The organism is Arthrobacter sp. MDT1-49-2 (assembly GCF_059090185.1).
On record NZ_JBNHFK010000002.1, the window covers coordinates 1 to 24,856 of the forward strand.

Below are 24,856 nucleotides of genomic sequence, written 5' to 3' on the forward strand. Positions count from 1 at the left end.
CGCCCGGCTGCTCCCGGGCGGCGCGCAACCGGTTCCCCGAATCTGGGCGTGGGAGCGGCAACGGCCGCCGCCGTGCTGATGTGTTCCCTAAGCCTGCACGGGGTCATTGACGGGTGGTCCTGGCTGGCGCCGCTGATGCTCGCGGTGCTGCTTCCCCTCGGGGCCACGGCTGGAGCACGGCGGCTGGGGCTCCCGCTCCCGCTCATTCCGGTTGCCGGCGTCGCAGTCCTCATCCTGACGCTGACCGGACTGTTTGCCTCATCCGTATCGCTGCTCGGCTTCATCCCCGGCCCCGGAACCCTGGCGCGCGCCGATGCCCTGCTGCTCGAGGCGCGGACCATCATCATTACCGAGGTCACCCCGGTCCAGGCGCTGCCCGGCATCGTGTTTCTTTGCTGTGCGGGGATAGGACTCGTGGCAGTCCTTTCGGACACACTGGCGGCGACCCTCGGCATGCCCGCGACCGCCGGACTGGGCCTGATTGCCGTGGTCATGATCCCGGCCGTACTGCTGCCGGAGAGCCTTGGGGCGGGGTACTTCATCCTCGCTGCAGTCGGTTACCTGCTGGTGCTGGGTGCCGGAGCCCGCCGGGAACTACAGCAGCCGCTTCGGGGATCCGGGACTCCCCGGGGCTGGCTGGGCAGGTGTGCTGCCGTTTCGGGAGCCGCCCTGATCCTGGCCCTGACGCTGCCGCTGATACTGCCGGGGTTCACCGCCGGCGCCTTCCCGCAGGGCAGCCGCTTCAATTTCTGGTCAGGGACTACGGGCCTGAACCCGGTGGTCACCCTGGGCAACGACCTGCGCCAGCCGAAGTCCGGCGGGCAGATAACCTATGCCACGTCTTCAGATGAACCTGTCTACCTTCGCTCCACGACGCTGGAGGATTTTTCCGGGAGCCGCTGGGCACCGGATTTGCGCACCGAGGACCGCCGTAACGGTGTCTCGGGGATGGGCTCCGCCTCCGGCGATTCCAACCTCTCCGACCAACGGGTGGTAACCCGGATCAGCTCGGACACGTATTCCAGTCCGTGGCTGCTGGCACCGTACTATCCCGTGGGCATCACCGGCGCGGACGGGTCCTGGTCCTGGGATCCAAAAACGATGACCGTACTGAACAACGACGACGACGGGGCCGCCCCGCAGGCATACCAGGTGGTGAGCGTTTCATCCGCCCCCACCCAGCAGCAGCTTGCCCTCACCCCTCCCGTGCCGGAGGGCACCGTGGATCCGGTCTTCACCGACTTGCCTGACAGCCTGCCCGGCAGCATTGTCGAAGCCACCGCAGAGGCAGTCGGGAACGCAGGCACTCCCTACGCCAAAGCCATGGCAATCCAGAACTACCTTCGCAGCACCGAGTTCTCCTATTCCCTTGATGCACCGGTTGACGGCGGTTACGACGGAAACGGGCTGGATGTCCTGTCAAAATTCCTTGACCGCAAGGCCGGCTATTGTGTGCACTTCGCCGCTGCCATGGCGGTGATGGCACGGCACGAGGGGATACCCAGCCGCATGGCGCTGGGCTACGCGCCGGGGCGTTCCACCGGTGAAGACTCCGAGGTCCCGGGTCCCGGCGGAGAATCCCTGCGTGTCTTCGAAGTGGATTCCACCGACGCCCATGCCTGGCCCGAACTGTACTTCGAAGACGCCGGCTGGGTGCGGTTCGAACCCACTCCCTCGCGCGGGTCAGTGCCCGACTATGCGCAGCAGCAGCGGACCCCGCCAACTGCCACCCCGCGCGATGATGAGGACCCGCGGCTCCCCTCGGCACTGCCCGCACCGCAGACAACGCCGAGGGAAACACCTCCCGCACCTGAAGCCGTGCTGGAACCCGCAGAGACCCGCAGCACGGGCTGGCTGTGGATCACCGCGGGAGTGCTGGCAGCTGCCGCCGCGGCCTGCACGCCATGGAGCCTGCGGCGCAGCCGGACGATCCGCCGCCGGAGGGCTGCCGGGAGCGGCACGGTCCGCTCGGGCCCGGTCTGGGACGAGGTAGCCGATCTCGGGCTGGACTACGGCTACCCCGGCCAGGTCTCCGACACGCCCCGCTCCTACGCCGACAGGCTGGCCCGGCAGGCGGAAATCGGCGTCGAAGCACAGCACGCGCTGGACCGGATCCGCCGGGCCTATGAGGAGGAACTCTATTCCGGAGCCGGCCGGCAGGAACAGTGGTCACAGCAGGAACGGCGCCGGGCCCAGCCGCGCGGCACCCTAGTGCGGTCACCTGCCGCGGACTGGTCCGACGTCAGGACCGTGGAATCGGCGCTGCGCCGGACCGCCGGGCTGCCGGACCGGCTGCGGGCCAGGTTCCTGCCGCCCTCGCTGTCCGTGCGCTTCCGCCATGAGTGACGAAGCGCCCGGCTACCCGGCGTACGGATCGGCAATACCGATGTACTGCGTGTACAGGTACTCCTCAATCCCTTCGGCCCCGCCCTCACGGCCCAGCCCGGACTGCTTGACACCGCCGAACGGAGCGGCGGCATTCGACACCACGCCGGCATTGAGCCCGAGCATCCCGGATTCGAGTTTCTCGCCGATACGGAGCCCGCGGTTCAGGTCGCTGGTAAAGACATAGGACACCAGCCCGAACTCCGTGTTGTTGGCCAGGGCCACGGCCTCGTCCTCCGTTGAGAACGTCACGATGGGCGCCACGGGCCCGAAGATTTCCTCCTTGAGGATCCGGGCGTCGGGTGCCACGTCCTTCAGGACGGTCGGCCGGTAGAAATAGCCCGGGCCGTCTTCAGGGGCACCGCCCACCAGGGCCCGGGCACCGCCGTCGAGCGCGTCCGTCACCAGGGAGTGAACCTTGTCCCGCGATTTTGCGTCGATCAGCGGCCCCACCTTGGTGTCCTCCTCGGTGCCGCGTCCGGTGGTCATGGCTCCCACCCGGGCGGCGAACCGGTCCGCGAACTCGTCCGCCACGGTGTCCTGCACAATGAACCGGTTTGCGGCAGTGCAGGCTTCACCCATGTTCCGCAGTTTCGCGGCCATTGCGCTGTCCACGGCCTTGTCCAGGTCCGCATCCTCGAACACAAGGAAGGGCGCGTTGCCGCCCAGTTCCATGGAGGTGCGCAGCACGTTGTGCGCGGCGTCCCGGATCAGGCCCTGTCCCACGGCGGTGGACCCGGTGAAGGACACCTTGCGCAGCCGGGAGTCCTTGAGGATCGGGCCGGTCACGTCGCCTGCCGACGTTGTGGACACCACGTTCAACACGCCCGCCGGCAGCCCGGCCTCCATCATCACAGCTGCAAACAACTGGGAGGTCAGCGGCGTCAGTTTTGCCGGCTTGAGCACCATGGTGCAGCCGGCGGCCACGGCCGGAGCGATCTTGCGGGTCGCCATCGCCAACGGGAAGTTCCAGGGGGTAATCAGCAGGCAGGGACCTACCGGTTTTTTGGTCACCAGCAGCCGGGATTTACCGTCCGGTGAGGTGCTGTACCTGCCGGAGACCCGGACCGCTTCCTCGGAGAACCAGCGGAGGAACTCCGCCCCGTACGTCACTTCGCCGCGGGACTCGGCCAGGGGCTTGCCCATTTCGAGGGTCATCAGCAGGGCGAAGTCCTCGGCGCGCTCGGTCACGAGTTCGAAGGCACGCCGCAGAATCTCCCCGCGCTCGCGCGGGGCGGTACGTGCCCAGGATTCCTGTGCTGCGGCTGCCGCGTCCATGGCCAGCGCTCCGTCTTCGGCAGAAGCGTCGGCAATGCTGAGCAGCACCTTGCCGGTGGATGGATCTTCGACGTCGAAGGTGCGGGCGCCGGCCGCTTCCCGCCACTCGCCGTCGATCAGCAGACCGGTGGGGATCTGGGCCAGCAGTTCGGCTTCACGGTGTGCGGGAATACCCATGGGGCGCCTCCAGGAGTTCGTAGGGTGCGGCACGGGCGGTGCCCGCGCGTTCCTTCACCGTAGGCTTTCGGCACTCACCCTGTAAATGCGAGGGTGCACTGCATTGACGCAGCTGCTCTGTGCAGGTGCCCAGCGGCCGGGGTCAGCTCCGCGCCTCAAGCACCGCGGAATACAGCTCGCGCTTGCTGATCCGGGCCTCTTCGGCCACGGCTGCCACGGCTTCCTTCAGCCGGAGGCCCTGCCCGATGAGGTCGTTGACGGCGCCCACATGGTCGGCCGCCTGCTCGGGGGCAGCGTCCGGGGCTCCTTCCACCACCACGGCAATTTCTCCGCGGACGTCACCGGCTTCGGCCCATTCCAGCAGCTCGCGAAGGGGGCCGCGCAGTACCTGTTCGTGCAGTTTGGTCAGTTCCCGGGCAATCGCCGCCCGGCGGTCGCTGCCAAACGCGGTGTCCAGCGCCCGAAGCATCGGTTCCAGCCGGTGCGGAGCCTCGAAGAACACCATGGTGCGCTGTTCACCGGCCAGTTGTGCCAGCCGGGTGCTGCGCTCCCCCGGCTTCCTGGGCAGGAACCCCTCAAAGCAGAACCGGTCAGTGGGCAGTCCGGACAGGGCCAGAGCGGTGAGCACCGCCGAGGGGCCGGGTGCTGCGGTCACTGTCAGCCCTTCAGCTGCTGCGGCCTCGACCAGCCGAAACCCCGGATCAGACACGGCCGGCATGCCGGCGTCCGTGACCATCAGCAGTGTGCTGCCGCCGCGCACCATCTCCAACAGGTCAGCCGTGCGGGAGGCCTCGTTGTGCTCGTGGTAGCTGATGATCCGGCCGCGGGTGGTGATGCCCAGGGCGCTCACCAGCCGGTGCAGCCGCCGGGTGTCCTCAGCGGCAATGATGTCGGCGCTTTCAAGCAGTCCGATCAGCCGGTTAGTGGCATCGCCCATATTTCCGATCGGCGTCGCGGCCAGGACAATCTGCCCGGAGCGTGCGCCGTCAGAGGCTGCGCTGCCTGCGGTAGTACCGGTCGGGTTGCCTGTTTTCATGCTGGAGTCCACCCTTCAACCCTACGCGACAGGCTATAGAGTGGTGCGCGTGAGTCTCACCGGAACCGTCAAAGCCCGCCGTGAGGCCGCGCCGCTCCTGGAATCATTCCACTCGGCGTTCAGCTTTGAATCCCTGCGCAGCCGTCTGCTGGGCAGCACCCTGGTGCCGCTGGGAACCGCCGGATGGCTGCTGCCTTTGATAATGGCCGTGCTGGGCGGCGTGCTGCGCTTTGTGCGCCTAGGCGAACCGGGCTCGCTGGTCTTTGATGAGACCTACTACGTCAAAGATGCCTATTCACTGCTGCAGTCCGGGTATGAAAGGGAGTGGCCCGAGAACGCCAACGATTCCTTCAACTCCGGCCGGCCCGGCATCCTCCTGGACAGTCCCGAATACGTGGTGCATCCACCCGTGGGTAAATGGATGATCGCGTTCGGCATGGCTCTTTTCGGTGCCGACAACGCCTTTGGCTGGCGTTTCAGCGCCGCGCTGGCGGGAACCCTCACGGTCCTGCTGGTGGGCCTGATTGCCGCGCGGCTGTTCTCGTCGCCCGCCCTCGGCGCCGTGGCAGGCCTGCTGCTGGCCGTTGACGGGCATCATCTGGTCCATTCGCGTACATCGTTGCTGGACGTCTTCCTGACGTTCTGGGTGGTGGCCGCCTTTGGGGCGCTGTTGCTGGACCGCAGGGACGGGCGCTTACGGCTCGCCCGCAGCCTGGCACGCTTGTCCGGGGAAGCCGGTCCGGGCACGGCCGCAGGGTCTCCTGGCCAGGCGGTTCAACGAAACGGGACCTTGCTGTACGGGCCCTGGCTCCTGTGGCGTCCCTGGCGCTTGGTGGCCGGCATCTGCCTGGGCCTGGCCGTCGGTACCAAATGGTCCGCGCTGGCCTTTGTCGCCGTTTTCGGGCTGATGACAGTGCTGTGGGACGTCAGCGCCCGGCGGGTGGCCGGCATTATCGGATGGGAAGCTGCGCTGCTCCGCGACGGGATCCCGGCGTTCCTGACCGTCATTCCCGCCGCAGCCCTGACGTACCTGGCCAGCTGGACCGGTTGGCTGCGCTCCGAGAGCGCCTATGGCAGGCAATGGGCTGCGCAGAACCCGGAAGAAGGCTGGAGCTGGCTGCCCGCATCCCTGCGGTCCCTCGCCGAATACCACCGCAGCGCCTACGCCTTCCACAACGGCCTGAACTCCGAGCACAGCTACTCCTCGAATGCGTGGACGTGGTTGTTCATGGGCCGGCCCACGTCATTCTTCTACGAGGGGTCCTCCGCCGGCGAAGGCAGCTGCCTCGCCGACAGTTGCTCCACCGCCGTCACCTCCGTGGGCAATCCGCTGATCTGGTGGGGCGCCGCCCTGGCACTGCTCGTGGTGCTTTTCTACTGGATCGGACGCCGGGACTGGCGCGCGGGTGCTGCATTGTCCGGAGTGGCTGCTGGATACCTGCCCTGGTTCGCCTATCCTGAACGGACCACATTCTTCTTCTACGCGGTCTCCTTTGAACCCTTCCTGATCCTTGCCCTGGTGTATGTCCTGGGGCTGGTTCTGGGCCGGCGCACCGACAGCCCTCAACGGCGACGGGTTGGCCTGCTGGCGGTCGGTTGCTTCGTGGGAGGAGCCGTCCTGCTGGCGGCATACTTCATGCCGGTCTGGACGGCGGAAACCATCCCGTATTCTGACTGGCGGCTGCGTATGTGGATGCCCAGCTGGATTTAGTCTCGTTACCCATGTGCTCAGGCACAGAAAGAGAGGGCCTGGTGCGCGAGTCCGCCACTGACCTCCTGGTCCAACTTCCCGCAGATTCGAACGTTACGGACCTGCTGCTCCAAATGCACCAAAAGGATCCTTCCCGGGTCCTGTATGCAGTGAAAAACGGAACCGATTGGGAGGACGTCACCGCCGACCGCTTCCTTACCGAAGTTTCCCGGCTGGCCAAGGGCCTGATCGGCTCGGGGATCCGCCCCGGCGACAGCGTTGCCGTGATGTCCCGCACCTCCTATGAATGGACCGTGGCGGACATGGCGAACTGGTTCGCCGGCGCCGTCACCATTCCCATCTACGAAACCTCCTCCCCGTCCCAGGTTGAATGGATCCTTTCGGATTCCGGTGCCCGGCACGTGTTTGTTGAGGATGAGCGCAAGGCAGCCGTGGTGCAGAGCGCCGTTGCCGCCCTTGACGGGGAGTTCTCCATCTGGCTGATGAACGACGGCGGCGCCGCCGACTCGTTCACCGGCCTCACGGCGGCCGGCGCCGGCGTCAGCGACGACGCGCTGGAGGCTGCGCGCAGCACCGCAAACCTCGAAGACACCGCCTCCATGGTCTACACCTCCGGCACCACCGGACGCCCCAAGGGCTGCGAAATCACGCACGGCAACTTTGCGCTGTTCGGCGTGAACATCATCGAAGTCCTGCCCGAGATGCTGAAGGTCCCGAATCCCACCACCCTGATGTTCCTGCCGCTGGCCCATGTGCTGGCCCGCGCAGTGCAGGTCGGCTGCCTGCACGCCGGTGTGAAGGTGGGCCACTCCCGCAGCGCGTCGGACCTGATGAGTGACCTCAAGTCCTTCTCGCCGACCTTCCTGCTGGCGGTGCCGCGGATTTTCGAAAAGATCTACACGGGAGCCCAGGCCTCCGCGGAAGCCGCCGGCAAGGGCAAGGCCTTCGCCGCCGCCTCCGCTACCGCCATTGCCTACTCCGAAGCAAAGGACTCCGCCGCCCGCGGCGGCCGCGGTCCGTCCGTGGCACTGTCCCTGAAGCACAAGCTGTTTGAGCGGCTTTTCTACCCCAAGGTCCGGGCAGTCCTGGGCGGCAACGCGGAATTCGCCATCTCCGGTGCCAGTGCGCTGAGCCCGATGCTGGCCCACTTCTTCCGCGGCTGCGGCGTGACCGTCCTGGAAGGTTACGGCCTCACCGAGACCACCGCGCCGGCAAGCGTTAACCAGGCTACGCGCACCCGGGTGGGCACGGTGGGCCTGCCCATGCCGGGCACCACCATCCGGATTGCCGACGACGGCGAGGTCCTGGTCCGCGGCGCGGTGGTCTTCAAGGGCTACCACCGCAACCCCGAAGCAACAGCCGAGGCCTTCGACGGTGAGTGGTTCCGGACCGGCGACGTCGGTGAGCTCGACGACGCCGGATTCCTTCGCATCACCGGGCGGAAGAAGGACCTGCTGGTCACCGCCGGCGGCAAGAACGTGGCGCCAGGCCCGCTCGAGGAAAAGATCCGCGAGAACCGACTGGTCTCACAGGCCATCGTCGTCGGTGAAGGCCGGCCGTTCGTCTCGGCACTGATTACCCTGGACGACGACGCCCTGGAAGCCTGGGGCCGCGAAAACGGCGCCCCCACCGGCGTTGCCGGGGATGATCCGCGGATCCGGCAGATCCTGCAGGAGGCGGTGGACGCCGCCAATGCGACCGTGTCCCGGGCCGAGCAGATTCGGAAGTTCACTGTCCTGCCGAAGGACTTCACCCTGGAATCCGGCCACCTCACCGCAACCCTCAAACTGCGCCGGAACGCCGTGATTGCCGATTACTCCGAAGAAGTTGAAAAGCTCTACGCCAAGTAGCACGGCCACGGCCCGAACCAACGAAAACCCCCGTACCGCCAAGCGGTACGGGGGTTTTCTGTGTGTGGGAGCCGGGACTTAGAGGGCGTCCAGCGACTCGGTGTACCGGCGGCGGGCTGCTTCGCGTGCCGCCCGTGCCCGGTTGCGGCGTGCCTTGGTCGGCCAGCAGCACGCCAGGACGACGGCGCAGGTGATAAGCACCAGGGCAGCGATCACGATTCCGGCGTCCATCCAGAACTGTGCGGGGAAGAGCCGGATCAGCGTGTCGTCCAGCCGGAAGGTCCAGTTTCCGTTGGCGAAGAACACTGTGTGCAGCTGGGTGAAGAACTGTTCCCAGCCCAGGATGGCAAGGGTCAGGAGGACGAGGACCAGCACCAGGGTGAGGGCGGCACCGGCGAAGAGTGCCCTGCGGATGCCGCCGGGGCTGCGCCGTGCGAGGTAGAAGGCTGCACAGATGCTCAGTACGGCCATTACAAGGGCCGCCACAAAGGCTGCCGTGAGAACGGTCTTGACGTCAGCCATGTGGCTGACCTCGCTCTCGAGGTACAGCGGTTCACCGCCGTCACCCACCAGGTCCCCCAAATACCGGGGCCCGCTCCAGTTCAGGAGATAGTCCACGGCATAGGATCCGTAGGTCATCCGGTCATCGGTGGTGAAGCCGTAACTGTCGGCCGGGAACCCCGGCCGGTGGTATTCCACCCAGAGGAACAGCGGTGTTGCCACGGCGCGGATGGCTGCTGCCAGCAGCATCACGGGGAAGAACACGGCAATCATCACCTGCAGCACCCGTGCCAGCACCGGCTTCCCGGCGGCGGCCTTTTCCCGTTCCCTGGCCCGCCGTTCGGCTTCCGCCGGAGACAGGGAGTCCTCATCGGCACGGGAATCCGCGGGGGCCGGTGACTCCGTGTCTTTTTCTGGCGTGTCTTTTTCTGCTGTGTCTTTGTCCGCAGCGTGTGCGCCGGCGGCGCTGACGTCAGCGGTGCTGGAAGCGGCAGTACGGGTATCCGTGCCGGACGCGGAAGCCTTCGTGGCAGGGGCATCGGAGGCCCTGGCATCGGCGGCGGGATCATCCACGGATGAGTCCGCCGAGACGGACGGCGCGGAGGCTGCGGTTCCCGAGGTCCCCGGCACAGCGGTGGCACCCGCTGCCGTGCCTGCGGCGGCACCGCGGCTGCCGGCCTTCTCCCCCGTTGTCCGCGGGCTTCGGTCCGCGGACACGGCGCCGGCCGTTGCCGTCCCGGCGTTCGGTTCGTCCGTATCCTGCAGGGAGTCTTCCGGCCCGGAGGCGTAACGGCTCAGATCCGGCAGTGTGCTTGCCCGCCGCATCGGCAGGTGGCTGCGTTGGGCAACGCCGGGATGCCCGCCCGGAACAGTCATATCCGCCGCGGTGGCTTCGGAGTCAGACGTAGCGGTCGCCCGCGCACTGTCATCGGCCTCCCCCGCGCCAGCCGACTCGACGGGCGCGGCACCAGCCGACGTACTTCCTTCCGGCACTTCGGCAGGCCCGGTTTCGGACGGCGCGGTCACAGACGCAGCAGTCTCGGGCGCAGCGGTCTCGGACGCCACGGTCTCGGACGCATTCCCGGCGGACCCGCCGGCATCAGCAGAGGTGTCCTCCCGGTTCGCGCCGGCATCAACGCCATGGCCGGTGCCGTCGTCGGCTGCCGCCCGCTCGCCTCCCGGAGCCGGCTCGTCTGCGGTATCGCTCTCACTTGCGGCAGTAGCGTTCCCTGCGCCCGCTGCGGTGCCGGAAGCAAGGCCGCTGAATTCGGCGTCCCAGGCGTCGTGCTCGCTGGTGCCATGCAGAGTGGTTCCGTTCGCGGAAACCGTGCCTGTCTCCGTTTCGGGCATCTCCGGGGCATCCTTCGACGGCTCGCCTCCCGCCGTCGGTCGATGCGTGGGGGTTTCGTCCTGGCTGGCCACTGCTTCCTCTTTCACTTCCCTGAAACTATTCGACGTTCGCGGTCGACGCTGGTCTACCTCGACCCTACCGGGCCGGTGCGTGTCGGCGCGCACGCCACCCCGCCCGCAGGCTAGGCGGTCAGGACGGAGGCGCCGGCGTCGCGTGCCGAAAGGTCGCCGCGGTAGCCGGCGCGGTAGGCACGGCCGCCAAGGACCAGGGTGTACACCCAGTACGCCGCGAACACGAGGAACCCGATCGTCAGCCGCAGCCACGCAGGGAGGGGGCTGGGGGTGATGAAGCCTTCCACCAGACCGGAAATGAACAGGACCACAATCAGCCCCAGGGCAACCGTCATCAGGGAGCGGCCTTCCTGGGCCAAGGCGTTCATCCTCGAACGGCGGCCGGGGGCCACCAGCGTCCAGAAAATCTGAATCCCTGCCGCGGAGGCTATGAAAATGGCGGTCAGCTCCATAAAGCCGTGCGGAAGGATGTAGGTAAAGAAAACGTCGAGTTTCTCATGGGCAGCCATCATGCCGCCGCTGAGTCCCACGTTGACGGCGTTCTGGTACAGGATCCACGGAACCCAGACCCCGGTGATGCCGAAGGCCACCGCCTGCACGGCAATCCAGGCATTGTTGGTCCACACCATCCCGGCGAAGGACGCCGCCGGGTTCTCGGAGTAGTAGTTGACGAAGTCCTCTTCCACGTACTGGCGCATCTCGGCGTCGGACCCCACGGCGGCCAGCACGCCGGGCGTATTCACCGCCCAGAGACCGGCCAGCCAGGCCACGGCAATAAACGCCGCCCCGATGGCGACGGTAAGCCAGCGGATCCGGTAGAACGCAGCCGGCAGGGAGAACACAAAGAAAAAAGCCAGGTCCTCGAGGAAATTGGACCGGCTGCCCGTCAACCGGGTGCGGGCCCGGGAAAGCCGCATGGACAGAGCAGCGGACAGGGTGCCTTCCGGTGACACAGACCGCACGATCGAAAGGTGCGTGGAGGCACGCTGATAAAGGCGCAGCAGCTCGTCGGCCTCGGGGCCGCTGAGGCGGCGCCGGGCAACGAGGTCATCAAGCCGCTTCCAATCCGGGCCGTGCACGGCAGCAAAGGCATCGAGGTCCACGGTTACACCCTAACCGGTCGGTACAGTGGTCCTGACCCATGGTTCGAGGAGGACGTGTATGAGCACCATTGTTACCGGCGAGGCGGTGGTCCTTGAACTGCGTCCGGCGGGTTTCGCTGCCCGCATGCTCAGCGCCATTATCGACGTCGTGGCGCAGGTGACGGTGTTCATCGGACTGATGCTGCTGGTCGGAAACGCGGTGGCCGAGTCGGATCCCGCCCTCGCCCAGACACTCTCACTGGTGCTGGTGGTACTGATGTTCGTAGCGGTACCGGCCGGTGTGGAAACCCTGACCCGGGGCAAGTCCCTGGGCAGGCTGGTCATGGGCCTGCGGATTGTGCGCGACGACGGCGGCTCAGTACGGTTCCGGCATGCCTTTATCCGCGCAATCACCGCGGTGCTGGAAATCTATCTGCTGGCCGGTTCCCTGGCCTTCACCGTGGCTCTCTTTAATTCCAAGTCCAAGCGGCTCGGGGACATCCTCGCCGGGACCTACGCACTGCGGGACCGCGTGGTGGCTCCCCTGCCGCCGCTGGTCCACACGCCCCCGGAGCTTGAGCCGTGGGCGGACCTTGCGGATATGGGCCGGCTGCCGGACGGCCTGTCGCGCCGGATCTCGCGTTTCCTGGCCCAGAGCGGCCGGATGGCAGCACCGGCACGGACCGCGCTGGCAGCCGAACTTGCCGCCGAAACCAGCGGTTTCGTCTCTCCGCAGCCGCCGCCGGGCACTCACCCCGAGGCCTACCTCCGGGCCGTCATGGCCGAGCGGCGGGACAGGGACTATGTCCGGCTGGACCGCCAGCGCGATCAGACCGAGGCACTGGCGGCACGGCTGCACCGCATGCCGTTCAGCGACTAGCCGCGGCCGGAATCCGGCCGCGGCCGGCCTCGTGTCGTCCGGCCCTAGTACCGGTAGTGCTCCGGCTTGAACGGGCCGGCCACATCCACGCCCAGGTAATCCGCCTGGCTTTTGGTCAGCTCGGTCAGCTCGACGCCGAGCGCACCCAGGTGCAGGCGCGCCACCTTTTCGTCCAGCACCTTGGGCAGGACATACACCTGGTTCGCATACTCCGGGGTGCCGTCCGGCCGGCTGGTCCCGTGCTTGGTGAACAGCTCTATCTGGGCGATGGTCTGATTGGCAAAGGAGTTGCTCATAACGAACGAGGGGTGGCCGGTGGCATTGCCCAGGTTCAGGAGGCGGCCCTCGGAGAGCACTATGATGCTGCGCTGCTGATCGGTGCCCTCGTCGAAGACCCATTCGTGGACCTGCGGCTTGATCTCCACCTTGCGAACGCCGGGCACCCGCGCCAGGCCGGCCATGTCGATTTCGTTGTCGAAGTGGCCCACATTGCCCACAATGGCCTGGTGCTTCATGGCAGCCATGTGCTCGGCCATGATGATGTCCTTGTTGCCGGTGGTCGTGATGAAGATGTCGCCCTGTCCGAGGACCGATTCCAGCCGTGCCACCTGGTATCCGTCCATCGCGGCCTGCAGTGCACAGATCGGATCGATCTCGGTGACGATCACCCGTGCACCCTGCCCGCGCAGTGCTTCGGCGGCACCCTTGCCGACGTCGCCGTATCCGCAGACCACCGCCACTTTGCCGCCGATCAGGGTGTCCGTGGCACGGTTCAGGCCGTCCGGGAGGGAATGGCGGATCCCGTACTTGTTATCGAACTTGGATTTGGTGACCGAGTCGTTGACGTTGATGGCTGGGAACAGCAGTTTGCCCTCGGCGGCCAGCTGGTACAGGCGCAGGACACCGGTGGTGGTTTCCTCCGTCACGCCTCGGATGCCCTGGGCGATTTCGGTCCATTTGCCGGGGTGCTCGGCGAGGCTGTGCCGCAGGCGGTCCAGGATGACGGTGAACTCATAGGAGTAGTCCTCATCGCCCTCCTTGGGGTTTTCCGGGACGAAACCCGCGGCTTCGAATTCCACGCCCTTGTGCAGCAGCAGGGTGGCATCGCCGCCGTCGTCGAGAATCATGTTCGGGCCGCCGGAGCCTTCCGGCCAGGTGAGGATCTGCTCGGCAGTCCACCAGTAGTCCTCCAGCGATTCGTTCTTCCACGCGAAGACGGGAACACCTGCCGGAGCCTCGGGGGTGCCGTTGCCCACCACCACGGCTGCTGCGGCTTCATCCTGGGTGGAGAAGATGTTGCAGGAGGCCCAGCGGACCTCGGCCCCCAGTGCGGTGAGGGTTTCAATCAGGACGGCTGTCTGCACCGTCATGTGCAGGGATCCGGCGATCCTGGCTCCCGCAAGCGGCTGGGAGGGGCCGTATTCGCGCCGCAGCGCCATCAGGCCCGGCATTTCGTGCTCCGCCAGCCGGATCTGGTGCCGGCCGGCTTCCGCGAGGGACAGGTCGGCTACTTTGAAATCGATACTCATGCGCACATCCTCAGAGATCCGCGGCCGGCCCGGAGGCCTCCGCTCCGTCGAAATCGGCCTTCAGCAGTACCGGGATGCCTTCTTCCAGCCGGTATCGGACCGGTTTCCCGGACGCGTCCGAAGCGGTGGATACCAGTTCATCACCATCCTGGGTGAGGGAGGATCCGGTGACGGGGCAACGCAGGACTTCGAGGAGTCCGGCTGGCATAGTGGCCATGAATACAGCACTTCCTTGAGAGATCAGGTGCCGCGCGGGCGGCTCGTCACTGCCAAGCCTAACCCTTTGCTGCGGGCGTGCCGGAGGAAGAATGAATCTAAGGCCTAGAGCTGTTCGCGCAGGACACGCAGATGCGCCCGGCGGGTTCCCGGAGTTTCTGCGGGCGGCTCCAACGCATGCTTGCCGCCGCGCCGGGGCTCGTCGTCGTCCTCCGAAGGCGTTTCCGCGGCGCGTTCCCGCACCGCGTCCACCAGCGCGGAGAGTTCATCGCGGCTGGGGAGCCGGGGCTGGCCGTCCAGGTTCAGCCGGACAAGTTCCCATCCCAGCGGAGCAGTAAGCCGCCCGGAATGCCCGGCGCACAAATCGTAACAATGCGGTTCCGCATAGGTGGCAAGGGGGCCGAGAACGGCAGTGGAGTCGGCGTAAACGTACGTCAAGGTAGCTACTGCCGGCTGGCGGCAGGCTGAACGCGAGCACTGACGTAAGGATTCCACGGAGGACCACTCTACCCGCTCGGCCTCGACTGCCCGTGCAGGCGCGCCGGTCCGCGGCCACGGGAAAAAGCCTGCCCATCCCTGAAGGAAACGGGTCCCCGCACCGGCAGCCAGCGGTTAGAGTTCTTACATGTCCATGGGATCTTCGTTCCGGGTGCGCCTGGAAGACGGGCCGGACTCCCCCGTGCCCGCCTCCGCCGCAGCTGGCGCCCGGTCTTTCCGGGACCGGCGCCGCAACCGCCACGGCCGGGGCCTGCGCGGAGACCTGATCCCCCCGCATCTGGCCGGCGCCCGCACACGCGCCGAACGCTTTGACGAATGGGTGCTCGAGTCAGCGCAGCGTCTTGAACGGCTGTGGGGCGAACAGATTCAGAGCTACCAGTTCCTGGTGGAGGAGATTCCCCCCAATCTGGAGGAACTGGCACGCTCGGGCGGACCCATCCCCCTCGGCGCGGGAACACCAGCCGGCCCGAACCGCCCCCCGGTCATCACCATCTACCGGCACGCCGTGGAAACCGCCGCGCATGGCCTGGTGCCGGTCAGCGAACTGCTCCACGACGTCATCGTGGAGCAGCTGGCAGGCCTGATGGGCCTGGACCCGGAAACCATCGATCCTGCGTACGGCAGGTACCGCCCGCTCTAGCGGCGCGCCCGAAGGAAACCGGCACCCCTAGTACCCCACACCCACTTGGATTAGTACCCCACGCCCACTTGGACACGGGTTCCGCCCACGTTGCCCCGCGGGAGCGTGAGCGTGCTTATCCCGGTCTCGCCGGCAGTCACGCTTTGCGCGCCGTAGACCGGCGCACCCGTGGCATGGATAAGGACTGCCGCAACGGAGCCGCCCAGATCTCCGGGCCGGACCTGCGTGACGGAACCGGCACCGAGTTTCACGGTTTTTTCGGCGAGCTGGTCCCCGCCGGCCGTGATCCCGGTCAGCTGGACCTCTGCTGCCCCGTCCGGTGCTGTGAAGGTCAGTACCGAATCCGCTGAAGGCAGCACTGCCAGGTGCTCGCTGCCAAGCCGTTCACCGGCCGCGGCAACTCCTACGTCGGTACCCTTTTCCGGGTCGGAACCGCGGCTGAAGACGGCCGCGGCGGCCACACCGGCGTCAGCGGAAATATCCAGCGTGTACGTCCCTTCCGGCAGCGAATCCAGCGGCAACCGGCTCACGGTTCCGGCCGCCACGTTATAGCTTCCGCCGCCCTCGAGCTGCACTTCCCCGGCCGGGCCGAACACGCGCAGATTCACGACGGCGTCGCTCGCGCCGGGGGCGGCCACCTGCAGGGACGGCACCACTGATGCGTACCCGTCCTCCTTGGCGAGTTTGCGGGTGGTGTCGGGGTTCTGGATCCGGACCCCGCTGATCACCTGTGCCGGCTGCGGCGCAGTGGTCGGCTGGATAAGTTCCACACCCCCCGGGGTCAGGCCCCGCAGGATATTCTGTGAAATCACCGCTGCCACCGGCCCGCCGGAGCTGCGCACCCGCACGGCCAGTGACTCCTGGTTGGCTGCAAGCCCCGCCAGCACCACATTCCGTGTCTGTCCGGGCCCCACTGATATGCCCCCGGTTCCGGGGCCGTCCACGGGACCGGCAGCACCGTAAAGCTCGAGATCAACATCGGCAGCGGTCTGGGAGGGGTTGGTCAGCTGCAGCACGGCCGTGGCACCGACCGTTGTCCGCGCGCCTACCAGCCACAGGTCATTCGCCGGTGCCTGGCAGTTGGCTGCGGCAAGCCCGGCGAGGTCGCCGTCTGCGGCGGTATAGGTCATGCCCGCACCGGCGGTCGCCTGCAGGGCTCCCGACGGTTCGGCGCTGAGCAGGGTCGCAGCGGAAACCGCCCGGTCACGGACGACGGCGCCGGGCCGGGTACCGGCCAGCGGCGGCGTATCCGCCGTCCCGTCGGAGAGTTCGGCCAACGACGCACCATCAGCGACCTTGGCCAGACCGGCAGCAGGCAGCTGCGTCCCGGCAGCTGCCAGCACCGCCGCATTAACCACGCTGCGGGCAGAGGTGGACTCGGCACTGAATTCAGCATCGGTACCCGCCACATTGCCCGAAAGCAGGCGCAGCGGTTCCGGGCAGACGCCGGTCAGCGGTCCGGCGGGAACCTCAGCGAACGGCACGTCCACGCTTTGAGCTGACCCGCCGAGCCCGGCAATTCCGGTGCCTGCCACCACTGCACCTGTGCAGGCAAGCAGGAGGATCCCGGCAGCCCAACGGCCGGTGCCGCGCCCTGCGGAGCCGCGTTTCCGGTCACGGGACCGTGCGGTCCCCGGAGCAGGGGCAGTTGCGGGAGCCGGGGCAGTCGCGGGGGCCGAGGCAGTTGCGGGAGCCGGGGCAGTTGCGGGAGCCGGGGCAGTCCCGCTGGCGGGTTGCGGCCCTTCAGCGCGGTCCGCCGGGCCGGCGGCTGCTGCGGTCTGGCCCGACGGCCGGTCCTGCGTCTCCTCCTGGGGCTGCTCTTGCGCCTTCTTAGGCCCTTCAGCCGGTTCGGGCTCCACGCCAGAGGCCGGCTCATCGGTCGGAGCGGTGTCGCCGGTCTGTGCCGACTCACCGGATAGTGCAGGCCCTCCCGCGCGTGCGGGGTCACCGGCCGAAGCAGGCTCGGCAGTCTGTGCCGGATCGGCGGCCTGTCCCCGCTCACCGGACGGTGCCGGCTCTGCGGCCTGTTCCCGCTCACCGGACAGTGCTTTCTCACCGGACAGTACAGGCGCTCCCGTAGGTGCGGGGTCACCGGCCGAAGCAGGCTCGGCAGTCTGTGCCGGCTCAGCGAACTGCGCGGTGTCACCGGCCGGCCCCTCCTGACCGGCCGGAACGCCACCCGCCGGCGACGTGGGGTTGCCGGCCGGTGCGGGAGCCTCAGGAGAAGCGGGTCCTTCGGCCGAGGCAGTGTCTTGAGCGGCGCGGTCGGCGGCGTCTTTCGCCCGCTGCCGGGCCGCCCGCCGGCCGCCTCCGAAACTCTCGGTACTCATGGCTTGCTTCCTTCCGAGGCACGCTGTTCCGGGTGCACGGCGGCCCCGGAGTGGACCGGCGCCTGGGTAGAGGAGACCTGGCTGGACGCCACGCGGGCGGGTGAAGCAGACTGACCGGACGGAGCCGGCGTCGGGCTGCCGGCGGACACCGCAGCCATGGTGCTGCCGGGTGCCTGAGGCAGGGTGCCGGTCGGATGCCCGCCGTCGTTTTCGGCCCGTCCTTCCCGGCGCTGCGGGGCGTCGCGCCTGCCGGGCAGCCGGACGGTGCGGCCGGCTCCCGGGGTAGGCAGAGCCAGCAGCACGGTCAGCCCAATCACCAGCAGCTGCACTGCTTCGACCCAGGGTTCCCACGGGCTGGAGTACACGACCTCCAGCTGACCGCCGTCAGCCGGAAGTTCGAAGGCCTGGGTCCATTCCCGGTCCACTGCCGTCAAGGGCTTGCCGTCAAGCCGTGCCTGCCAACCGGCGTCGGCACGTTCGGCCAGTACCAGCTGCCGACCCTCCCCGCCGGAAGGAATGGACGCACGGACGGCCTCGGGACCGGAGGGGACGGCGGCAGCCGTGCTGCCGTCGGCATCGAGGATGCGTACCCGTGCGCCTACCCCGGACTGGGTTTCGGTACCGGCGTCATTCAACGGTTCGGTAATCCGCCAGAGCCAGCCGGAGTCGGTCTGTCCAACGGCCGCCAGTCCGGGCACGGAATCCATGCGGCCGGCCAGCAGCTCCGCCGCGGTGTCCGATTCCTGCAACACCACAAAGGCAACACCGAGACGGGCCAGGTCCGGGCGCGGGTCCACGCCGGTGCCGGCGGTAATCACAGCAACAGCCCGGCGCAGGTCCGCCGTGGCGGGGTCATCTTCGGCAGGAATGCCGGGCATGCCCTCCAGGGTACGGGCAGCATAAATGGTGGACAGCTGTTCCAGGGTTGTGCCGCCGCCGCGCATCAGGGCAGCGGTGACATTACCCTGTTCATCCGCCCGCAGGACCAGGCTGCGGGACTGCGCTTCACCGTTGCCCGCGTCGGCAGCCGTGGCCGGCAGGCTGCGGGCCGGTGCACCCTGGACGTCGGCGATGAGTCCGGGAAGGATGCCGGCGTCGCCGGCATCGGCGGCATTCCCGGTGAGCCCGGCGAACCCGCTGCCCGTGAACTGCGGAACAGCCCACAGGGCCAGGCTGGCGGCGGGTCCGGCAGCCAGGACCGCGCCCAGCACCAGCGCCACTGTCCGGCGGGGCCGGCGGGCAGCCCGGGCCGAGGTACCCTCCGCCGCGCCTGCCCGGGAGGCGGACCGTGCCGGGCCGGCCAGCAGGTCCCCGGCGGCAGCCAATGCCGCACAGAGCAACAGCAGCACTGCTGCGGAGACCAGCGGCCCCGTGAAGGGCGTGACTACGGCATCGGGAGCAGCTGCGGTGCCCACATATGAAGCCCCCAGGTTCAGGGCGAGGGCCAGGAGAACCAGCAGCCAGATCAGCCGCCCCAGCGGTGCCGTGGCTGACCGGAACAGGGAGGCAACTGCCAGCAACACCACCGGAGCTCCGATAACCAGGGCCAGCAGCAGGTGCCAAGGACCCTCCGGCAGCAGTCCACCGAGCGTTCCCTCGGCGTCGAAGGCCACCGGGTAGCCGAGAAGCTGCTGCCACGGTTCGGCACGTTCAAACGCGAGCGGGAGACCCGGATCGGCGAGGAGGCTGCGGTAGTTGGGGGCCGCCGAAAGGACCTGGGGCAGGAGCATGGCAGCGGGCGGGAGCATTGCCCACCAGAGCGTCCGCGCCCTGCCCCGCAGGGCGAGTGTCAGCACGAACACCGCCGGCACCGCGAGGGCGAACGTCAAAGGTGCGGCAGCCGTGAGGACGGCCAGGAGAAGGCCGGCTACGGCCGCGGCTGTCCAGGAGGGAGCGCCGGCCAGGCGGGAGGTGCCGCCTGCCCGTCCACGCGACACGGTAGCTGCCCTCCCGGCGGAAGTCTCCGCGTTCCTGGCTCCCCGGGCAGCGTTGCCGGCACCCACGGCCCGGGCCACCGCCAGCACCGTAAGGGGCAGCAGGATATGCACCATGATGGCGCCCAACCGGCCGCTGCCCAGGGCGATCTGGAAGGCGGGGACGGCAGCCCAGAACATGGCCGCCCAAAAACGGAGGCCACGGTGCGCGGTAAAGGCACCGGCGGCAAACCAGGCACTCAGCCCTGCCAGCGGCAGCGCAAGCATCATCAGGACAAGCACGGCGGCGTTCCCGTTGCCGAAGCCGGCCACGGCCAGCAATGCCAGCACGTAGGTAAACGGATCGGCGTGGGCGGAATATCCGGATCCGATCTGCGCCCACCAGCCGGTGGCCGCGGTCCAGAGCGCACCCACGCCCTCACCTACGGGCGCGAGGGCGCCGCCGGCGAGGGCTGAGGCGCCCAGGAAACGGTGCAGGGCTGCCAGCGAGGCCCCGGTAAGCAGCAGGGCAGCCGTCAGGGCGCCGATGCCGACCCAGCTGCGGCCGGGCCCTTCCAGAGCGGCAAAATCATCGTTCGCGTCGCCGCTGGGAACGTATTCCTGGCCGCCGGTGGCCGCGGCTGCCGGGGCCAGCGCCGCGGCGTGGGCCTCGGTCAGTGACCGCCGGTGTTCACGGACTTCACGGCTTCCGCTCCGCAGGGCGTTGACGGCGTTGCGCGGACGGCGCCGGGTCGCTGCGGCACGCTTGCGGGAACGGTACAGATCCACGGGCCGGAAGACGGCCGCGGTGCTGGTCAGCAGAGCCGCCGCCGCGTAACCGGGGTCCTTGGCCAGCATACCGAGGAAGAACCGTCCAATCCCGCCCAGGACTGCGCCAATCATTAGGAAGGGCGCCTGCCAGAGCGGAGCGTGCTTGAGCCGCAGGAAGATTTCGGCGCGGCGGGCCGTCGAGGCAGTACCGGCGGGGTTGGGACGGTTGCCGGCGTGGCGGACCCGGGCGGCGGGAACCACCACTACCCGGTTCCCGGCCAGCCGGTTGCGCCAGCACAGGTCAATGTCGTCGCCGCTGCCGGGCAGGGCGGGGTCGAATCCGCCAAGCTGGTCCCAAACGTCCCGGCGGATCAGCATCCCGGCTGAATTCACGGCAAAGGTGTCACTGCGGAAGTCATACTGGCCCTGGTCCAGCTCATCCGCGTCAACCATGGTCAGCCGCTCGGCCCACCGGTTGACGGTGATGCCCACATCCACGAGCCTGCGCTCGTTGTCCCACTCCACCTGCTTGGTGCCGGCAATCGTTACGGACGGAGCCCGCTCCACCGCGAGCAGCAGCTCGTCGAGGGCTCCGGGATCCGGGGCGGAATCGTCGTGCAGCAGCCAGATCCACTCATGTGCCGGATCGGGATCCGGCGAGCCGGTCCCCGTGCCTGCCGCGGACCCCGCCGCACGGCGGTGCGCCGGCAGCTCCGCCAAACCGGCCTTCACTGCCGCACCGAAGCCGCTGCGGGCAGGCGCCGCGATGACCGGGCTTCCTACCGGCAGGCCGAGCTGGAGCAGGGAGGCGCTGGCGTCGGTTGATCCGGCGTCGACGCCGATATAGAAGTCCGGCTGCCGCGTCTGTGCGGTGAGGGCGGACAGTGTTTCAGGAAGATATTGGGCACCATTGTGGGCTACGACAATGGCGCAGACATGGACGTGCGAAAGAATTAGACTGCCTGCTTCCGAAGCCGGCGGCGTTCGCGCTCGGACAGTCCGCCCCAGATACCGAACCGCTCATCGTTGGCGAGTGCGTATTCCAGGCACTGCGAGCGGACATTGCAGGCTGCGCAGACCTTCTTGGCGTCACGGGTGGAACCGCCCTTTTCGGGGAAGAAGGCTTCCGGGTCCGTCTGGGCACACAGTGCATCGGCCTGCCACCCGAGTTCGCCTTCATCGGCATAGTCCTGGCCGAGGCCGGGCAGCCCGATCCATACCGGGCGGTCTTCCGTGGCGGGGCCGGAAAAGAGGGAGACCGGCGGATCCAGCACCGGTTCGGTTTCTTCGGGAACATCCGCCAGCGCCTCATGCGCCGCGAGGAAGGCAGTGGCCTGGTCTTCCAGGGTGCCCGCTGCCTCTCGGCGGTAGCGCTCTGCGGCACCGGGGTCCGCAGGGTCCACGTACCAGTCAACGGGTACGCCTCTGGAACCGTAGCTCGCCGAAGCTTGTTCGGCTATGACGCTGCTGTCCCGGTTGTGTTCTGCTTGCCCCATGGAGTCCTCCCGGTGTTATTGCCCCAGCAGCGGCTGTGTGGCGGGACCACAGGTATGACCTGCGGGTCCTCCCTTATGGCTGGAGCAAATCCGATACCTAATTACACGTGTGTAATACGGCTCCGTCAAGCTGTTCAGGCATCCTATAGAGTTCAATCGGCAGATGCGGGGAACGCCACGCCCGGGATTTTCTTCCTTTTCCCGGCGCGTCGGGCTTTACACCCGGCATACGGGCAGCCGGAACTTTTTCGGCCGTCCCGCAGGCGGTTTCCCGGGCCGTCACGCGAAGCGTCCCGGCAGCCGGCAGTTCGGCAGCCCCTGGTTCGGCAGTACCTGAGAGAAAGAGGCATCACAAGAATGGCTACGGCAGCAGTAAGCACCCTTCTGTCCAACCTGCGCACCCGGCAGGCCACCTCCCCTGCCTTGATCTGGTACGGCGACGCCGGAGAGCGGATCGAGCTGTCAGGGAAGGTCCTGGACAACTGGGTGGCCAAAACCTCGAACTTCGTGATGGATGAACTGGACGCCGAGCCGGGCATGCGCGTCCGGCTGGATCTGCCCGTGCATTGGAAGAGCCTGGTGTGGGCGCTGGCAATCTGGCAGACCGGCGGCACGGCGGTCCTGGGTGAGGGCGGCGCGGCGGCCGCGGTGACGGTAACCGATTCGCCCGACAGTGCCGCGCAGGGCACGGTGGTCGCGGTGGCGCCGGGCGCGCTGGACCTTTCGTTCCCTGCGGACCTGCCCGCCGGCGTCGTGGATTATGCCGCGGAGATCCGTTCCTACGCTGACACCTATGTGTCAGACGGCGTACCGGACCGCACCGGGGTAGCCCTGGAGGTACACGGGGCAACCGCGTCCACGGAACTCAGCGGAACCGTGACCTATGGCGCTCTGCCGGCGGAGGCGGCGGGGGAAACCGCTGAAGTCCTGCTGGCTGCCTCGGCTGACTTCCCCCTGGTTCTGGCGGAAGCGCTGCGGACGTGGGCCGCGGGCGGTTCCGTGGTACTTACGCCCGCCGGCACGGAACCGAGTGAACGGCTGATCGCCTCGGAGCGGGTGACTAGGCGTTTGGCGGCCTGACGGTCCCCAGGTTCCCCGTCCTGGTGTTTTCCGGGGCGGGGGCGTCCGCAGCAGCACGATTCAGCGCACCGGTGTTCAGTGCACCCGTATTGACGGTGTCCCTGGTGATGCTGCCGGTATTGACGGTGAAGTTTCCGGTGTCCGCTCCGGAATCCGGTACCGGAGTTTCTGCCCGGGGAACTCCGACGGCGCGGGAGCCGCGTGCCGGGCGGAGCGCTGCCGGTTCCTCCAGCAGCTCGTAGTCCTGCTCGAATCCGGGTTCCTGGTCCAGTTCGGCGTTGAAGACCCAGAACCGGTAGGCGAAGAAACGCAGGACGGTGGCCACGCAAATGCCCAGCACACCGGCCAGGAACAGCAGGTTCTTGTCCTGGATACCCATCGGGTACCGGGCCACCCAGGTAAAGCCGGTGGAAATCAGGATGCCCACACCGTTAATGAGGATAAAGAGCCCCAACTCACGGGCAACTTTGTTCTGGTTCCGGCGGCGCCGGAAGGTCCAGTAGCGGTTGGCAACCCAGGAGAAGAGGGTGGCGGTCACCGCACCGACAAACCGGGCCTTGACCTCACTGCCGGACATAGGCCCGTGCATGAGGAAAAGGGTCAGGCCGTTATCGATGACGAAGGCCATCGCACCTACGGTTCCAAACTTGGCAACTTCCCGCCAAAACAGGGAAACCAGGCCCCGAAGACGGGATTGCAGCGATGTAAACATGACCCTCCGAGGCCGATCAGTGACAGCCGCCGGTAGAGACTGCGACTGCCGATAGCCGTCGCGCGGGCGCACGGCGGTCAAGAGGCGATCTTACCGCTCCTTTATGGGTGTTTGCTTGGGAACACCGAGGACTGCGGCGTAGCAGAGCGGGATTTGCAGGCCTTTTCGGTACCCTTAAGGCGTGGATTTTCCAATTATCGGCGTGATAGGCGGCGGCCAGCTCGCCCGGATGATGGCCCCGGCGGCCACCGAACTCGGATTTGAGCTGCGCGTGCTCGCCGAGGCCCCCGACGTATCGGCCGTTGCCGCAGTGGCGAATGCCACAGTGGGCGACTACCGCGATTTGTCGGTGCTGGCCGACTTCGCCGCAGGCGTGGACGTGCTCACTTTCGACCATGAGCACGTGCCCGGTGAGCACCTGCACACCCTCGTGGAGAAGGGCATCAATGTACAGCCCGGCCCGGACGCCCTGCTCCACGCCCAGGACAAACTCGTGATGCGTGCCGCCGTCGACCGCCTCGGCCTGCCCAATCCCCGCTGGGCTGAGGTGTCCGATGTCCCGGCCCTGACAGCGTTCGGCGACACGGCCGGCTGGCCTGTGGTTCTGAAGACTCCCCGCGGCGGTTATGACGGCAAGGGCGTCCGGATTGTCGACGACGCCGCCGCCGCTGCGGACTGCGCCGACTGGTTCGGCAACGGACCGCTGCTGGTTGAAGAAAAGGTCCCGTTCAGCCGGGAGCTGTCCGCGTTGGTTGCCCGCACCCCCGGCGGCAGCAGCAGCGCCTGGCCGGTTGTGCACTCGATCCAGGTGGACGGTGTCTGCGACGAGGTGATCGCCCCCGCCCAGGAGCTGGACCCGGAGGTCGCGGCCGCTGCGGCCGCCGCGGCCCTTCGCCTTGCCGAAGAGCTCAACGTCACCGGAGTCATGGCTGTGGAGCTCTTCGAAACACCCGGGCGAGGCCGTGGATTCCTGATCAATGAATTGGCCATGCGCCCGCACAACTCCGGCCACTGGACCATGGACGGGTCGGTGACCGGCCAGTTTGAGCAGCACCTGAGGGCGGTCCTGGACCTGCCTTTGGGCGGGACCGCGCTGACCAGCGGAGCAGCCGTGATGAAGAACTTCCTCGGCGGGGAGAACAGGGACCTGTTCTCCGCTTACCCCCTGGCTCTCGCCGCGGAACCCGCCGCCAAGGTGCACACTTACGGCAAATCAGTGCGTCCGGGACGTAAGATCGGCCACGTTAATGTCATCGGCACCGCCGAGGAGCTTCCGGCTCTTCGCCGCAGTGCCGGCCGGGCGGCGGCCATCATCCGTGACGGCCGCGACCCCATGAAGGAGAACTGAA

The 24,856-nt window shown here is 67.7% G+C and carries 17 protein-coding genes and 1 pseudogene; 7 read left to right on the forward strand and 11 right to left on the reverse strand.

Features of this window, described 5'->3' with window-relative positions:
* The coding region (locus tag AC5RTS_RS02490; RefSeq protein WP_493990503.1) for a transglutaminase TgpA family protein at positions 1-2,346 on the forward strand (2,346 nt) is incomplete at its 5' end.
* A gap of 12 nt (positions 2,347-2,358) precedes the next feature.
* Here the strand turns inward: AC5RTS_RS02490 and AC5RTS_RS02495 are convergent.
* Both AC5RTS_RS02495 and rsmI read right to left on the reverse strand, forming a co-directional pair.
* Entirely contained in the window at positions 2,359-3,840 is a 1,482-nt protein-coding gene (locus tag AC5RTS_RS02495) for an NAD-dependent succinate-semialdehyde dehydrogenase (RefSeq protein ID WP_493990504.1), read from the reverse strand.
* A gap of 142 nt (positions 3,841-3,982) precedes the next feature.
* A complete protein-coding gene (rsmI, locus tag AC5RTS_RS02500; RefSeq protein WP_493990505.1) occupies positions 3,983-4,876 on the reverse strand; it encodes a 16S rRNA (cytidine(1402)-2'-O)-methyltransferase in 894 nt (297 codons plus the stop codon).
* On the opposite strand from rsmI, the gene AC5RTS_RS02505 reads away from it, so the two are divergent.
* Together AC5RTS_RS02505 and AC5RTS_RS02510 are read left to right on the forward strand one after the other, a co-directional pair.
* Positions 4,875-6,587, forward strand: a complete 1,713-nt coding sequence (locus tag AC5RTS_RS02505) for a dolichyl-phosphate-mannose--protein mannosyltransferase (RefSeq protein ID WP_493990506.1) — start codon at positions 4,875-4,877, stop codon at positions 6,585-6,587. The genes rsmI and AC5RTS_RS02505 overlap by 2 nt on opposite strands.
* A gap of 41 nt (positions 6,588-6,628) precedes the next feature.
* Entirely contained in the window at positions 6,629-8,437 is a 1,809-nt protein-coding gene (locus AC5RTS_RS02510) for an AMP-dependent synthetase/ligase (RefSeq protein WP_493990951.1), read from the forward strand.
* A gap of 78 nt (positions 8,438-8,515) precedes the next feature.
* Here AC5RTS_RS02510 and AC5RTS_RS02515 read toward each other — a convergent pair whose 3' ends face one another.
* Both AC5RTS_RS02515 and AC5RTS_RS02520 read right to left on the reverse strand, forming a co-directional pair.
* On the reverse strand, positions 8,516-10,375 hold the full coding sequence (locus tag AC5RTS_RS02515; RefSeq protein WP_493990507.1) for a TIGR01906 family membrane protein: 1,860 nt from the start codon (positions 10,373-10,375) through the stop codon (positions 8,516-8,518).
* A 95-nt stretch (positions 10,376-10,470) separates the two neighbouring features.
* Complete coding sequence (locus tag AC5RTS_RS02520) at positions 10,471-11,463, reverse strand: stage II sporulation protein M (RefSeq protein WP_493990508.1); 993 nt, start codon at positions 11,461-11,463, stop codon at positions 10,471-10,473.
* A gap of 58 nt (positions 11,464-11,521) precedes the next feature.
* Between AC5RTS_RS02520 and AC5RTS_RS02525 the strand changes: the two genes are divergently transcribed.
* Entirely contained in the window at positions 11,522-12,322 is an 801-nt protein-coding gene (locus AC5RTS_RS02525) for an RDD family protein (RefSeq protein ID WP_493990509.1), read from the forward strand.
* 44 nt (positions 12,323-12,366) lie between these two features.
* Here AC5RTS_RS02525 and ahcY read toward each other — a convergent pair whose 3' ends face one another.
* The 3 genes from ahcY to AC5RTS_RS02540 form a co-directional block, all read right to left on the reverse strand.
* On the reverse strand, positions 12,367-13,851 hold the full coding sequence (ahcY, locus tag AC5RTS_RS02530) for an adenosylhomocysteinase (RefSeq protein WP_493990510.1): 1,485 nt from the start codon (positions 13,849-13,851) through the stop codon (positions 12,367-12,369).
* 10 nt (positions 13,852-13,861) lie between these two features.
* Positions 13,862-14,068, reverse strand: a complete 207-nt coding sequence (locus tag AC5RTS_RS02535) for a Trm112 family protein (RefSeq protein ID WP_493990511.1) — start codon at positions 14,066-14,068, stop codon at positions 13,862-13,864.
* Positions 14,069-14,172: 104 nt separating this feature from the next.
* The gene (locus AC5RTS_RS02540; protein WP_493990512.1) at positions 14,173-14,562 is read right to left on the reverse strand and encodes a DUF3499 domain-containing protein; all 390 of its coding nucleotides are present in this window, start codon (positions 14,560-14,562) and stop codon (positions 14,173-14,175) included.
* Positions 14,563-14,692: 130 nt separating this feature from the next.
* On the opposite strand from AC5RTS_RS02540, the gene AC5RTS_RS02545 reads away from it, so the two are divergent.
* Complete coding sequence (locus AC5RTS_RS02545) at positions 14,693-15,205, forward strand: metallopeptidase family protein (protein ID WP_493990513.1); 513 nt, start codon at positions 14,693-14,695, stop codon at positions 15,203-15,205.
* 50 nt (positions 15,206-15,255) lie between these two features.
* On the opposite strand, the gene AC5RTS_RS02550 is transcribed toward AC5RTS_RS02545, so the two are convergent.
* The 3 genes from AC5RTS_RS02550 to AC5RTS_RS02560 all read right to left on the reverse strand — a co-directional run bounded on the left by AC5RTS_RS02550 (position 15,256) and on the right by AC5RTS_RS02560 (position 21,715).
* Positions 15,256-16,740, reverse strand: a complete 1,485-nt coding sequence (locus AC5RTS_RS02550; RefSeq protein ID WP_493990514.1) for a DUF5719 family protein — start codon at positions 16,738-16,740, stop codon at positions 15,256-15,258.
* A gap of 791 nt (positions 16,741-17,531) precedes the next feature.
* A complete protein-coding gene (locus AC5RTS_RS02555; protein ID WP_493990952.1) occupies positions 17,532-21,173 on the reverse strand; it encodes a glycosyltransferase in 3,642 nt (1,213 codons plus the stop codon).
* Positions 21,173-21,715 carry a WhiB family transcriptional regulator gene (locus AC5RTS_RS02560; protein ID WP_493990515.1) on the reverse strand — a complete coding sequence of 181 codons (543 nt, stop codon included), beginning with the start codon at positions 21,713-21,715 and terminating at the stop codon, positions 21,173-21,175. Before AC5RTS_RS02560 ends, AC5RTS_RS02555 begins: the two co-directional genes overlap by 1 nt.
* Positions 21,716-22,072: 357 nt before the next feature.
* On the opposite strand from AC5RTS_RS02560, the gene AC5RTS_RS02565 reads away from it, so the two are divergent.
* Positions 22,073-22,795, forward strand: a complete 723-nt coding sequence (locus AC5RTS_RS02565) for a TIGR03089 family protein (RefSeq protein ID WP_493990516.1) — start codon at positions 22,073-22,075, stop codon at positions 22,793-22,795.
* A gap of 226 nt (positions 22,796-23,021) precedes the next feature.
* Here AC5RTS_RS02565 and AC5RTS_RS02570 read toward each other — a convergent pair.
* Positions 23,022-23,507 (reverse strand): annotated as a pseudogene (locus AC5RTS_RS02570) (GtrA family protein); the annotation flags it as partial.
* A gap of 229 nt (positions 23,508-23,736) precedes the next feature.
* On the opposite strand from AC5RTS_RS02570, the gene AC5RTS_RS02575 reads away from it, so the two are divergent.
* A complete protein-coding gene (locus AC5RTS_RS02575; protein ID WP_493990953.1) occupies positions 23,737-24,855 on the forward strand; it encodes a 5-(carboxyamino)imidazole ribonucleotide synthase in 1,119 nt (372 codons plus the stop codon).
* The last annotated feature ends 1 nt before the right edge of the window (position 24,856 follow it).